Raw genomic sequence first — 13,017 nt, 5'->3', positions numbered from 1 at the left:
ATGTTCTGGCCGAGCTAGTAGAAATGGAAACAGACCTTAGCAAAATAAGTTGTAGGATTACTCAAATGCCTAAATTCATAGTTAAAACAATTCTTAAATTAAAAGAAGCCACTCGTTATTCTCTTTATGGATTAAAAGCGGCCTTTCAAGACGAATTTGCTTTTCGTCTTGAGTTATTGGCCGGCATCATTGCATTGCCTCTTGCTTTTTTTATAGGGAAAACTTATGTTGAGCGCGCTTTATTAATTAGCACATTATTCATAGTCTTAATTGCTGAATTATTGAATTCAGCGATAGAAACCACATTGAATCGGATAAGCCGCGACTGGAATCCTCTGACTAGAAAAGCAAAAGATCTCGGCTCAGCTGCCGTTTTTATTACGATTATTAATGCACTTGTAGTTTGGACCATGGTGATTATCTCTCGCTGCCAAACATAGCTCCCTCAAAAGCGATTTGCGAAAAACGAAAACCCTTATGGATATAAATAATGCAGCCTTAGTGCAGCGAAACGAAACCGGGTTTCGCCACGATATCCAGGTTTTAATGCGTAAACTTCGTTGTGTTCTGAATAAACTGGGTGATCTCATCCATTTGAGTTTTCGCCAAATATTCCGTTTGCTCTTTTTGGGGATCAAGCCGAGCGAGTTTCTGATAAAGTTTCTCCATATTCTCATGTCGACCTCTACCAAAAAACTTGGAGTGGCTGAAAAAGTAAAAAAATCCCGCTGTTGTCTTTGCTTGACCAATTTGCTGTAATTGTTCCAACTGTTCCAAGGGAGATAGTGTAGAACTTAAAATACCGGCAATTTTTCTCATCCCAGTGCTGTTTGTAGTAATAAATTTTTTTGTTAACTGTTTGCCATCTATAATCACATTGACGTATTCGTTAAAACTGTGTATTGCGTTTTTAAATTGCAAATTTTCCTGCTCTAGCATTCGAATTACTTTTTCCAAATTCGGATAAGGATTGTCTTCATTTTCAAAATCTGCCCTACGATTTTCTTGAATTAATCGTTTTGATAATTCGTAATGAGATAAAGGTAAAGCAAACGTTGAAATTTCTTTATAAATTTCCTCTCTTTTGTGGAGCATCCTTCCATTAAATACATGGCTTACTGGATTAGGAACATGTAACAGTTTGTTTCTAAATGGGAATAAATCATGTTTTGATTTTAATAATTTCATTTGTTGATGATAGGCTTCAAATTCTGCAAATTTCTTAGCCATAACCGCCCATTGCTCATTAAAATTTTTATATGCATCCATCCTGGAGGGCAAAGTTATAAGAAATTTATTGATTTGATCAATCGTTGGACGTTTTTCAGGGTTTTCACTTTGTAAACAATTGAGCAAAATCTTTATATCTTCTAAAAGATAAGGATCGATGTGAGATACATCATAACCTGTAAATAAACCATCAAAACAATAGGAGGCCTGAGCTAAATCAGCTAGGTTTACTGCTAATTCCTTATATTTTAGAAGATGCCGTGCACCAAAGATTTCACCAAATATTGCTGCTAATGCATACATATCCGATTGATAAGTGCTGCCTTTCCCCAAAATGACTTCCGGAGCCATATAAGCCAGTGTTCCTGAAGCTTTTAGATTATTTTTTGAATCAATATCTTCAGCCAAACCAAAATCAATAAAAATTATAAGAAATTGCCCATTGCTTAGCTTTTTATAACAAATATTTGCCGGCTTAAGATCCCGATGTACCACTCCCTTTTGTTGTAACAAAAGCATCTCACTCGCTATGCGTGCTGCGACTTGCAAGCGGAACTGAAACGAATAATTGCAGCTGGGTGTAAAAGGTAATAGCTTATCAAGGCTGGTACCACAATCCTCAAGGATAGTAATAACCATATCTCCGGTTCCAACTACGCCAACAACATTTACCCCGTGTTTTTTTTGTCTTAACGCTTCTTTTGCCGTCCGCTTCAATAATTCAGGATATGGCGTATCCTTGGAAGTTTTTTGTATTTTGACTACATCGTTCACAGGGATTAATCGGGCTTGATAAGGTTTATTTTTTGCCTCACGAGTCACGACTATTTTATATTTTGATTCGTTAACCGCACCAAAGCCACCTTTGCCTTTGTGGGCATTATCAATAATATGCCACTGATTTTTACCTGATAGGACTAATTGATGGCTAAAGATAAATTGAGGAGAGCTGTTAAAGATACTTAATTTGGATGATTTTCCTGAAACAGAACCACTAGGCAATGAGGATAAGAAATTCACCCCTTCTTTTTGCTTAAATAAAAATTTAGCAATTTTTTCATCCAGAAAAATCGATCCCTTCTGATTTTTCCATAATACTTCAAAATCAATATACCTCATGCTTTGTCCGTAGAGCTGGAAGCAAAAATAGGGTACATAGTATCAGCTTAATAATTCCCTAAAAAGAAAAAAATTAAATCTACTTACGAGAACTTACGATTCAAGTTAATATATAAGCATTTATTTACAGTAGCCATAATACCAAAATTATTAAACCAGATATGTCCAAACCAGTAAATCATACAAAACGTGTTTCCTACGTTGTCCCAGTTTATAATGAAGAAGCAGGAATTGCCGAATTTATTGCTGCATTGATTGATACAATAAAAAATCTTGGCTATGCATATGAAATACTTATTGTAGATGATGGCAGCCAGGATAATACACCGGTAATTATTCAGCAATTGAGAACTCAATTTGCCCTTCGTTGCATTCGTTTTAGTCGAAATTTTGGCAAGGAAAATGCCATAAGTGCTGGACTTGACCATGCCCAAGGTGATGCAGTGATTCTTCTGGATGCCGACTTCCAACACCCCCTAGAACTCTTGAACCAATTTATGGCCAAATGGGAAGAGGGATATGATATGGTTTATGCAGTTCGACAAAACCGTTCTGATGAATCCTGGTTAAAAAGGACTTGTGCCAAAGCATTTTATCAACTTACTTCGCGAATAAATCGCATTAATATCCCTGCAAATGCAGGGGATTTTAGGCTTTTAGATCGCAAGATTGTGCAAGCACTCCAAAAATTGCCCGAAAGGAATCGTTTCATGAAGGGCTTATATAGCTGGGTTGGATTTAAACAAATTGCTGTTCCTTTTGAAGTCCAACCTCGTAAAACAGGTACTTCACAATGGAATTTTTACTCACTTTTGGATTTAGCAATTACCGGGATTACCTCTTTTACCGCATTTCCATTACGTATGATTGCTATTGGTGGAATTGGTGTTGCAACCCTGGCGATCCTTTACGGTATTTGGATTATAATAAGTACCTTGATTTTCGGTATCGAAACACCCGGTTGGGCAACCATAGTCACCACGATTACCTTTTTTGGCGGTTTGCAACTCTTCGCCTTGGGCGTAGTGGGGGAATATATAGGGCGGGTCTTTGATGAGGTGAAACACAGGCCTCATTACGTTATTGATGAGGAAGCCAGTTTTGATGACAGCACAACTTAAATTAAGGCATAGACTGATTTATTTTGTGGGTATTGGTGGCGCTGCCGCATTCATTCATCTTTTTACTGTGTTTAATTTAGTGAAATTTATGCATGTCCAGGCACTCGTAGCGAATGTTTTTGCCTTTTTAATTGCCTTTAATGTCAGTTTTTTAGGACATAAATATTTAACCTTTTCGCAACTGCATGATGAAAAAAATTTGAGCTTCCCTCATTTTTTCCTGGTAGCAGCTTCCGCAGGAATCATTAACGAAATGCTTTATTTCGTGCTTTTACGTTACACTAATCTAAATTATTTATTTGCTTTATTTCTTGTTTTGGGGTTTGTTTCAGTTTATAGCTTCATCATATCAAGATTTTGGGCATGTCGTTAAAATAATGCTTAACCTCTCATGAGAAAATGGTCTGATTTGAGTGCGAATTGAATAAAAAACTCTCTTGGACAATGGAGCATAGATGGCTATGTGAGTATTTTCCAGAGGATTTTTCGTTCAAGATGCGCCAAATAAAGCCGTTCAAACAAAATTCAGGATTTCTCTTTAAATATTCATGTCACTTTGTTCCAGGATGATTTCCTTCCCTCTAAGACATTGAATTTTCTTCTTTTTTATGTCGAAGATATATTGTAACTTGCAATGCTCCCTGGGATTAGAAAGTAATGCGGGATTAAAAACAACGAGATTAATTCCCTCTGGATCGCGAGCAGATGGAACAATCAATAAGGGATGCCCTTCATGGGCTACTCTTCTTCCTGTTTCTTGGCATTGCGTATAATTATCCGGATCAACGAGCCAGGGAAACTCTTCTTTTTTTCCTGTCAAATCAAGCCCTAATCCTTGGCAATAAACTTTCGCAACCCGTCTATCGATAATGACTGTATCTTGGGTTTGAAAAATCTCCCAGGAATCTTTGATTTCCTGAATAAAGTGATATCTTGTTTCATAAATTGTCGTTTTCAACGTTTCTGATCCATACCAGCAAGCAATTGCACCATCGCTGTAACGTGAGCTCGTTATCTTTTCAAATGGATAATCAATAAAATCATTTTTGCTGTAATCAAATGCCCGTTGAATTAACGATTGATTGGTTAGTACAGGATGAGTATGGCTTTCTATGATATTGGCCGCTTCCCAATTTACCGGATCATCACTGAGATCATCGAATAAATCCTGGGATACCTTAATGCCTCTTATATTTCTAAAAATATCTTGTGAATATTCTCTGACAGCATCAAATAATGACACGTTTACTGACCTCGCATAAAATCAGTAAGTCGCCTTATTTGAGCAATTCCAATATAACCTTGCTCCAACATAATATCTAATGGACGAAGATTATGGAGTTTTTGATTTCTCCCTTTTATCCATTGATAGACTATTTCTCGATTGTACGGATAGAGAATTCTCAGATTTTTATGAATCCCTAAAAGATTACCTACCCGTTCGATCGTATCTCTGCCAGATATATGTGCGGTTCCTCTTTTAAATTTGGCAAGTTGTGCAGGGCTTATTCCACCTAAAAGCTCACACTCTTCTTCATTTTTTAATTGCCAATGCTTTAAAAGTGCAATTACATTCTGGGTGTTACGTTTTAGAACGTCTTCACTTAAATCTTGAGATGTTAAAGATGCCAAATGCAAATGATTCATGGTAAAATCCTCTATTTATAGATTATTATAGTGTATAAATAGATTTTTACAACAAATTTTGACAAGAAATAAATCAATCTGGGAGTTTCAGCTAAAAATTAGAGCTGAATTTCATACACGCACAGGCATATCTTTCTGCATTGACATACAAATGTTGGGTCATGCTAGAAAATAGATGTTAATAAGAGTCAGGATAAATCCCACTAACTACTTCTACAGGCTCACGAATAATAAGGCGCTTTCCGACCATTTCCTTCACTTTCGGTAATATAGAATCTATCTTTTCTGCTGTATCAATGAATTGCACAACTAAGGGAAGCTTACTACCTATATCCACCAATGAGGCAGATACAACAGGGCTTTTAAATGTAAATCCAGCAACAGCACGCAAGACAGTGCCCCCTGCAATTTCATTTTTATCAAGCATATCTAATAGCTCAATGTGCAAGGGACGATGCTGCCATTTGTCCGATTCATTAATATAGATAGAAACTTTTACATGATTCATATCAAATTGCCCGAGCGAGTACGATACCCGCAATAACTGCCAATAGTGAAAAAAGATTATTACAAATAAAATTTAGTGCAGCAAGCCCATAATCACTTTGTTCCAAAAGCATGTAAGTTTCGTAACTGTACGTTGAAAATGTTGTGTAAGCTCCGCAAAACCCAACGGCAATAAACAAGCGCCATCGTGGATCAACCTCCACTCGCTCTAAAGTCCAGGCAAGAAAAAACCCCATAATAAAGCTTCCGGTCACATTAACAATGAATGTCCCAAAAGGAATATCTGCCGATAAATACTTAGCGAAAAAACGGCTCACGAGATAACGCAAATTTGCGCCAAAGATCGCACCAAAAGAGATCCAAAAAAAGTCTTTCAAGGCTTTTTCCTTTTTATTCAAATACCATTGCCCCAGGGTCTGATAACCCTAGAAAGATAATACATAAAAAAAACAAGCAGGTAAATTTAACCTGAAATTGTCTTATAATAAATTCTCATGCTGCTCTAAATGAACATGAAACTCATCGCAATCCTTTAAAAATTCGTCACTTAAAAAATAATTAAATTCCTTAAGACGCGCATGTGCGATAGGATCTGTACTATTGGAACTTGTCCCCGGATGACACATAATTAGAGTATTCTCCCTGGTTACACTCATCCATTTCCTGAATAATTCTCTATAGTTTGCTGCTGGGGCAAAATCATAAATACCTGAGAAGTAACGATTGTGAGGGATGCCCAATTTGATGAGTTGCTTCAGTAAAGCTTTACCTCCTGTAAGACTCAATATTTTTGCTTTCAACCGAGATTGAGGCAAATCAATGGAAGGCCAAGTGGAACGAATAGAAGTTCCATGACTTTTCAATCTTTGTGCATAGAGATCCAAAATGACATTCCGTATTATAGGAAATTGATGGACATGCTGGTGGCCATCAATAAAATCGGGAAGTTGTTCCATGATGTCCGTAAACAGGTCCAGTTGTGCCAAAAACTCTTTTCCAATGAAAGATAATTTTATCGAGCGCATATGCGTTTTAATCAGCAATTCATGTAAAGAAAAACACGATTTTTCTGGAATAGATACTAAATTACCTTCTGTAAGATTAAAGTGTAACCCAATTTTGATTGGTTTATTTTTTTTTAAGATGAGTAGTTCTTTGGCATAAGGAATAAAACCGGGCATATTCACCATACAACTCACAGCGGACAAACGTCCCATACGCGCTAATTTTAAAATCCCTTCTGAAATTCCGGAATTCAAGCCAAAATCATCTGCACATAATATTATGGTTTTTGAGTTACTCACAATTAAGCGCCAGTATTATAGTAACAATGGCATATGATATCTCATTTTTGCTATAAAAACGTAGCTTGGGTGAAGCGTAGCGGAACCCGGGAAATTCAATATATCAAATAGGAGATCCGGGGTTCCGCTACGACGCTTCACCCAGGCTTTATTCATTTAGGGCAACTTCTGACTGCTCTTTCACTGCAAAAAAACGCGCACCCAATACATTGATACACAAACCACCAATTACTAATAATCCTGCAGCAAGCTTCCATTGTTGAAAGGGCTCACCCAAAACTAAAACAGAACTCAGGATAGCAACAATGGGAACCAATAAAGTAAATGGGGCAACTACGCCTACTGGATATCGGGCAATGAGCCAGTTCCAAACCCCATAACCTATCCAAGTTGAAGCAAAAACAATATAAAACAACGATAATGTCCCACGCCAACTTATATGCTCATAGGTATAAACAAAACTCGAAGGGCCTTCAAACATTAAAGAAAGAAGGAACATCGGGATACATGCAACAAAACTTCCCCATGCAATCATTGCCATCATGTTGGTATTACTTCCTTTAATTCTCTTGGTGATCAAATTCCCCAGTCCCCAAGTTGCTGCAGCAGCAAGAATGAAGACAAAACCCGCTAAAGAGATATCACTATCAAAATGCATAGCAACCAACCCAATGCCAGCAAAAGCGACGAGTGCACCAAGAATCTGCCCCGTATTAGGCTGCTCACCCAAGAAAACCACCGCAAAAAACATACTGAAAAATACTTGTGTTTGCATGAGCAACGAAGCCATTCCAGCAGGCATACCAACATTCATGCCAATAAAAAGAAAAGCAAATTGCAATGCAAACATTACAAAACCATAGAGGACAATCGCTCTGAATGAAGATTGAGGAAGTTTAATAAAAAAAATGGCTGGAATGCTTGCCAGTAAAAAACGTAAGGCGCAGAGTAACAAAGGCGAAATTTCTTCCAGTCCGAAGGAAACAAAAAGAAAATTTATCCCCCAAATCACAACAACTAAAAGAGCTAATAAAAGATGTGTAATGGGCATCATCATGCTCCGGCCAAAAACCATATTTTAGCCCAAGTACTGTAATAACGCTATTTATTTGGTTTATTTTTTGGACAATAAAGTGTTCAAAAAAAGTAAATTTTGTTCTCTATTAAGATTTTTAAATATATAGCGTTACCTACAAAACTTTAGATAAGGCGCAAGTGATAAGCGATGGAGTGTATCTATAATACATGACTGCAGCCGAGAGAGTCTGTAACGCAGTATAACGTTTAGTAGGTAATGCTATGTCACAACAAAATTTAATTTCTATTTTTAAGCGCTCACGTTAAACTGGATTCTTTTAATAACATAGTTAAAAAAATCTGTTGGAAGTGCAATAGTGCAGCACTAATATCCTGGGTTTCGCTACACTGCCCTCCCATTAAGTCGAGATAAATTGTTATCCCTGCGAAGGCAGGGATCCATCCACCAAACAAGGTGAGGTACCAATTGATGAATGGATTCTCGCCTTCGCGGGAATGACATAATTCTTAATTTAATGGTGGCAATACCGCTGCGCTGCACGTTACATTTTATCTATTTTTTTGTGGCCTAAATTATGAAAGAAATTATTCTTGCTACCAGCAATTCCAGTAAAATCAAAGAGTTGCGTGATTTGTTATCTCCAATTGAATGCATTCCACAAACCAGTTTAGGAATTTCAGATGCAATAGAAGATGGTTTAAGTTTCATTGAAAATGCACTCATCAAAGCACGCCACGCCAGTTTACATGCAGGAAAACCCGCATTAGCCGATGATTCAGGTTTAGTAGTACCTGCTTTAAATGGCGAGCCGGGTATTTATTCTGCTCGTTATGCGGGTAACAATGCAACCGATGCAGAAAACATCCATTTATTATTAGAAAAAATGGCCCATGTACCCTCACCTCAACGAGAAGCTTGGTTTTATTGCGCGATTGCCTTGGTACACCATGCAAAAGATCCTATGCCAATTATTGCAACAGGTAGATGCAAAGGGATAATTCATAACCTCCCTGTTGGCGAAGGTGGATTTGGTTATGATCCCATATTTTATATCCCTAACTTTCAATGCACGGTAGCACAATTACCTGCTAAAATTAAAAATAATATCAGTCACCGCGCACAAGCATTAAAGCAACTGCGCGCTCTAATTAAGAATTGATGATGGATACAGATGCACTCTTTGCGCAAGCATATAAATTCCAGTATGAAGGTCAGTTGCCACAAGCCATTAGCCTCTATGAACAAATCTTGTCTCAAGAGCCCAAGCATCTGAACACGTTGCACTTTTTAGGACTCACTTATGCTCAATTAGGTGATATGGATAATGCAATTCTCTATTTATTACAAGCACTCTCTTTAAGCCCTGATAATGCGGGTCTGCTGAATAACCTTGCAAATGCCTATAAAAAGTCACATCAACTGGATAAGGCAATTGAATATTACCAGCAAGCCATTAAACTGCAACCGAATTATGCCCAGGCTCATAATAACCTGGCAACGGTCTATGCATTGCAAAATAACTATGCCCAAGCACTGTTACATTATACGCGAGCAGTTCATGCTGAACCTGATTTTAGTGCGGCACATTTTAATTTAGGCTTATTATTGCTGCAAAATAATCAATTGGAAGCCGCCAAAATCCAATTTAATAACGTAGTATCCTTAAATCCATTTCATACTGAAGCCCTTTTCTATCTCGGTGTATTGCATCTGGAAAAAAACGCTCTTGTTGAAGCAGAAAAAGCATTTCAAAATGTTTTGGAACAAGACAGCAAGCAAATAGAAGCGCTTTCCAATCTGGGCGTCATTGCTTTAAAAAGACAACAAAACCAATTGGCAATCGATTATTTCAGCAAGGCATTAGCCTTGGATAATGAAAATATCGAAGCGCGTAATAACTTGGCAGCTACATTCATGCATCATGATCGCTTTGAGAATGCGCTCATGCATTATGACGTATTACTTCAAAAAGAACCTGATAATATTGAATATTTATACAATTCCGGCGTAGCCCAAATGGCTTTAGGTCATTTGAATGAAGCCATTATTCTTTTTGATCATATCCTTGAGCTCGAGAGCGCTCATACATCCTCTTTAAATAATTTGGCGGCAATTTATCTTAAGTTAGAACAAAGGGACAAAGCTAAGGAATACTTAAAACGTGCTCTGGATATTAATCCCCAAGATACGATTAGCGCGCATATGCTCCGTGCTCTTACTGGGGATGAACAGGCAACAACCACTCCAGAATACGCACATAATTTATTTAATAACTATGCACTTTATTATGACCAACATATGAAGAGCACGCTGCAGTATTCTATTCCCCAGCATGTAGCGCGTGTAATCCACCAATTGGAATTGCCAACAAATACTCATACTTTAGATTTAGGATGTGGAACCGGTCTCACGGGTATTGTCCTTCGGGAGCGAAGTAACCGTTTAATCGGAGTAGACATTTCAGGAAAAATGCTGGCCCAAGCCAAAGAAAAAGGAATTTATGATAATTTGGTAGAAGCTGAAATCAATCAATTTCTTCAGCAAAATAAAGCCTCTTATGACCTGATCATTGCCGCCGATGTTTTTCCCTATTTTGGCGAGCTTGATACGTTATTTTACACCATTCATCAACATCTAAAGCTTGGAGGCTATTTTATTTTTACCATTGAAATCAGTGCAACAACCTTCTGGTCGCTTGAAACAAGTGCTCGTTTCAGCCATCATCCGGATTACATCCAAAAATTAGCAGAACAAAATCAATTTAAGATAGTAAAGCAAGAAAAAATTCCAGCACGCATACAAAATGGACGTGTTCTGGAGGCAATGATTTATATTTTAACAAAATGAGTCTTTATAATTACTAAAGCAAACGCTACTTATACTATAATATAAAAAGTGGGAATGACTCTATCGCGCTACGATAGGGCAAGGAGCTTATATGTCAAAGCCCGGCAATGGACATAAGTTTATCGAAGAACCGCAGCTTACCTCCAGCGAACAACATGAGATTGATCACAAGATTGAGTTTGAAACAGCCAAGTCATTTCATAGCATGGTAAAACTTGGTGCTTTTGCCAATATACTTGGCGCTTTTCTGTATGTTCTTGCGATCTATAGGTCGACACGCCCAATATTAATCATTTCCTGGTATATCCTCTTGGTGCTTGCAAATTTGCTCAATCTCGTATGGGCACTGCGTTTTGAATATAGACGTATAACCCGCGCAGAAATATTTAAATGCCGAAAAGGCTTTCTCTATATTGTCATTTTAATCTGTTTGATATGGAGCAGTATTGGCATTTTATTTATGAACGATGGGGTTAATCAACAAATGACTACCATCATCTTTTTATCTGCTGTGTTAATTTGTTTTTCCTTCTCAACTGCAATTGATTTAACGATGGGAATTGCGAGTATTGTTTGTTTACTCACCCCTACACTTTTGTATCATCTATATTTAATCATTGATTCAATTGGTTCTGAGGTCAGCTATCTCAGTATATCCATTGCTGCCTCATTTTTGGTGCTCGGCCTATTTATGCTTTTTGCTTGCTTTGTTGGAAACAGAATCATTTTAAAAGTATTTCGTTTGGGATATGAAAATGCGTTACTTAGCCATAAACTGAAACATATGAATGCTTCTTTGGAACGACGAGTCAAAGAACGCACGGAAGAATTAGAAAAATCATTGAAATTGGTGACCTATCAGGCAACCCATGATTTATTAACTGATTTACCTAATGAACGTTTTCTTTATGATCACATTCATAATGTAACTGAACGAGCTATTAAAAGTCATCAAAAGTTCGCCATTGCCTGTTTTTCATTAAACAATATGATGAAAATTAATGACAGTATCGGTCATCAAGCATCCGCTACGGTTATCCATCGTATTGCGCAACGTTTTGCACAACTTGCAGTAAAAAATAAAAAATATTTCGTTTCATTATTACGCAAAGATGTATTTGTTATTTTAATTGATCCCATTAGTAATATGTCGGAAATAGAAGACTGTACCGAAGATTTATTTATGGTATTAGAAAATCCCGTCTATGTTTCCCAACAAGAATTGAATTTAACCGCAAGCATTGGTATCAGTGTATTTCCGACTGATGGCAGGGATGTGGATACATTGATTACGCATGCAGAGGCTGCGCGGACACTTGCGACCGAGCGCGGTGGGAATAGTGTACGCATTTTTAATACCGTAATTACTGCAGATGCTTCCAGACAATTAAATATTGAAAATCAACTCTATCGAGCGATTGAAAATAATGAACTAATCTTAAATTACCAACCCTTCATTGATTTAAGAACTGGAACCGTTTGTGGTGCAGAAGCTTTAATACGCTGGCAAAGTCCAGTGTTTGGATTAGTTTCGCCAATGGAATTTATTCCTTTGGCAGAAGCAAATGGAATGATTCTTCCTATTGGAGAATGGGTATTAAGCACTGCCTGCAAACAATTGAAGAAATGGCGGGGCATAGGATTTAAATTAACCATATCAGTTAATTTATCAGCAAAGCAATTGGTACAGCACGATCTCGTTGAGCGCATTAGGAACATTTTAAATAAAGTAAAATTATCTCCCAAGTACCTCGAGTTGGAACTGACAGAATCTAATGCATTTCACAATGAAGCCATTCCAATTATTAATAAATTTACAGAGATGGGTATTGCACTCGCCATAGATGATTTTGGTACTGGTTATTCAGAGTTTGGTAACCTAAAATTATTTAAAATCAATAAAATAAAAATTGATAGAACGTTTATTCAAGATATTGAAGTCAGTATTGATAGCAGAAATATCGTAAGTAACACCATTGCCTTGGCACATCGGATGAATATTGATTGTCTGGCAGAAGGTGTAGAAACGCTAGAGCAAATTAAATTTTTAAAAGAAAACGGATGTTACATAATGCAAGGTTTTTACTTTAGTAAACCTTTAGGGACCAAAGATTTTACTGAATTTTTAAAGACCCATTCCCAAAATACCTACGAAACTTTAACTAATTGGTAATAATATATCTAAAAAACCGGGGTCTGTTTA

Annotated in this window: 13 protein-coding genes; 6 read left to right on the top strand and 7 right to left on the bottom strand. The window is 37.2% G+C overall.

Annotated elements, in window-relative coordinates:
• Positions 1 to 65 precede the first annotated feature (65 nt).
• Positions 66 to 440 carry a diacylglycerol kinase gene (locus DY223_RS02135; protein ID WP_058457828.1) on the top strand — a complete coding sequence of 125 codons (375 nt, stop codon included), beginning with the start codon at positions 66 to 68 and terminating at the stop codon, positions 438 to 440.
• 103 nt (positions 441 to 543) lie between these two features.
• On the opposite strand, the gene DY223_RS02130 is transcribed toward DY223_RS02135, so the two are convergent.
• Positions 544 to 2,349 (bottom strand): protein kinase domain-containing protein, encoded by a 1,806-nt coding sequence (locus DY223_RS02130; RefSeq protein WP_058457827.1) that lies wholly within the window; start codon positions 2,347 to 2,349, stop codon positions 544 to 546.
• 161 nt (positions 2,350 to 2,510) lie between these two features.
• On the opposite strand from DY223_RS02130, the gene DY223_RS02125 reads away from it, so the two are divergent.
• Together DY223_RS02125 and DY223_RS02120 are read left to right on the top strand one after the other, a co-directional pair.
• Positions 2,511 to 3,470 carry a glycosyltransferase family 2 protein gene (locus tag DY223_RS02125; RefSeq protein ID WP_058457826.1) on the top strand — a complete coding sequence of 320 codons (960 nt, stop codon included), beginning with the start codon at positions 2,511 to 2,513 and terminating at the stop codon, positions 3,468 to 3,470.
• A complete protein-coding gene (locus DY223_RS02120; protein WP_058457825.1) occupies positions 3,454 to 3,843 on the top strand; it encodes a GtrA family protein in 390 nt (129 codons plus the stop codon). Before DY223_RS02125 ends, DY223_RS02120 begins: the two co-directional genes overlap by 17 nt.
• Positions 3,844 to 4,008: 165 nt before the next feature.
• Here DY223_RS02120 and DY223_RS02115 read toward each other — a convergent pair whose 3' ends face one another.
• The 6 genes from DY223_RS02115 to DY223_RS02090 form a co-directional block, all read right to left on the bottom strand.
• Entirely contained in the window at positions 4,009 to 4,713 is a 705-nt protein-coding gene (locus DY223_RS02115) for an RES family NAD+ phosphorylase (protein ID WP_058457824.1), read from the bottom strand.
• Positions 4,714 to 4,715: 2 nt separating this feature from the next.
• Positions 4,716 to 5,117, bottom strand: coding sequence for a hypothetical protein (locus DY223_RS02110; protein WP_058457823.1), 402 nt, complete (start codon positions 5,115 to 5,117; stop codon positions 4,716 to 4,718).
• Positions 5,118 to 5,295: 178 nt separating this feature from the next.
• Entirely contained in the window at positions 5,296 to 5,625 is a 330-nt protein-coding gene (locus DY223_RS02105; protein ID WP_058457822.1) for a DUF190 domain-containing protein, read from the bottom strand.
• Position 5,626: 1 nt separating this feature from the next.
• Complete coding sequence (gene crcB, locus DY223_RS02100) at positions 5,627 to 6,001, bottom strand: fluoride efflux transporter CrcB (protein WP_058458089.1); 375 nt, start codon at positions 5,999 to 6,001, stop codon at positions 5,627 to 5,629.
• 102 nt (positions 6,002 to 6,103) lie between these two features.
• Positions 6,104 to 6,928, bottom strand: a complete 825-nt coding sequence (locus tag DY223_RS02095; protein WP_058457821.1) for a ChbG/HpnK family deacetylase — start codon at positions 6,926 to 6,928, stop codon at positions 6,104 to 6,106.
• 148 nt (positions 6,929 to 7,076) lie between these two features.
• Positions 7,077 to 7,979, bottom strand: a complete 903-nt coding sequence (locus DY223_RS02090; RefSeq protein WP_058457820.1) for an EamA family transporter — start codon at positions 7,977 to 7,979, stop codon at positions 7,077 to 7,079.
• 562 nt (positions 7,980 to 8,541) lie between these two features.
• On the opposite strand from DY223_RS02090, the gene rdgB reads away from it, so the two are divergent.
• From rdgB to DY223_RS02075, 3 genes are all read left to right on the top strand, one after another.
• Complete coding sequence (rdgB, locus tag DY223_RS02085; protein WP_058457819.1) at positions 8,542 to 9,126, top strand: RdgB/HAM1 family non-canonical purine NTP pyrophosphatase; 585 nt, start codon at positions 8,542 to 8,544, stop codon at positions 9,124 to 9,126.
• A gap of 2 nt (positions 9,127 to 9,128) precedes the next feature.
• Positions 9,129 to 10,814, top strand: a complete 1,686-nt coding sequence (locus DY223_RS02080; protein ID WP_058457818.1) for a tetratricopeptide repeat protein — start codon at positions 9,129 to 9,131, stop codon at positions 10,812 to 10,814.
• 91 nt (positions 10,815 to 10,905) lie between these two features.
• On the top strand, positions 10,906 to 12,987 hold the full coding sequence (locus DY223_RS02075) for a putative bifunctional diguanylate cyclase/phosphodiesterase (RefSeq protein ID WP_058457817.1): 2,082 nt from the start codon (positions 10,906 to 10,908) through the stop codon (positions 12,985 to 12,987).
• The last annotated feature ends 30 nt before the right edge of the window (positions 12,988 to 13,017 follow it).

This window comes from Legionella bozemanae (assembly GCF_900450575.1).
Classification (GTDB): Bacteria; Pseudomonadota; Gammaproteobacteria; order Legionellales; family Legionellaceae; genus Legionella; species Legionella bozemanae.
Note: the sequence above shows the minus strand (reverse complement) of the source record. Positions and strands in the feature narration are given on the sequence as shown.

Coding starts and splice junctions, on each gene's coding strand:
- DY223_RS02135 (WP_058457828.1), top strand. CDS start 66: ATGCCTAAATTCATAGTTAAAACAATTCTTAAATTAAAAGAAGCCACT.
- DY223_RS02130 (WP_058457827.1), bottom strand. CDS start 2,349: ATGAGGTATATTGATTTTGAAGTATTATGGAAAAATCAGAAGGGATCG.
- DY223_RS02125 (WP_058457826.1), top strand. CDS start 2,511: ATGTCCAAACCAGTAAATCATACAAAACGTGTTTCCTACGTTGTCCCA.
- DY223_RS02120 (WP_058457825.1), top strand. CDS start 3,454: ATGACAGCACAACTTAAATTAAGGCATAGACTGATTTATTTTGTGGGT.
- DY223_RS02110 (WP_058457823.1), bottom strand. CDS start 5,117: ATGAATCATTTGCATTTGGCATCTTTAACATCTCAAGATTTAAGTGAA.
- DY223_RS02105 (WP_058457822.1), bottom strand. CDS start 5,625: ATGAATCATGTAAAAGTTTCTATCTATATTAATGAATCGGACAAATGG.
- DY223_RS02090 (WP_058457820.1), bottom strand. CDS start 7,979: ATGCCCATTACACATCTTTTATTAGCTCTTTTAGTTGTTGTGATTTGG.
- rdgB (WP_058457819.1), top strand. CDS start 8,542: ATGAAAGAAATTATTCTTGCTACCAGCAATTCCAGTAAAATCAAAGAG.
- DY223_RS02080 (WP_058457818.1), top strand. CDS start 9,129: ATGGATACAGATGCACTCTTTGCGCAAGCATATAAATTCCAGTATGAA.
- DY223_RS02075 (WP_058457817.1), top strand. CDS start 10,906: ATGTCAAAGCCCGGCAATGGACATAAGTTTATCGAAGAACCGCAGCTT.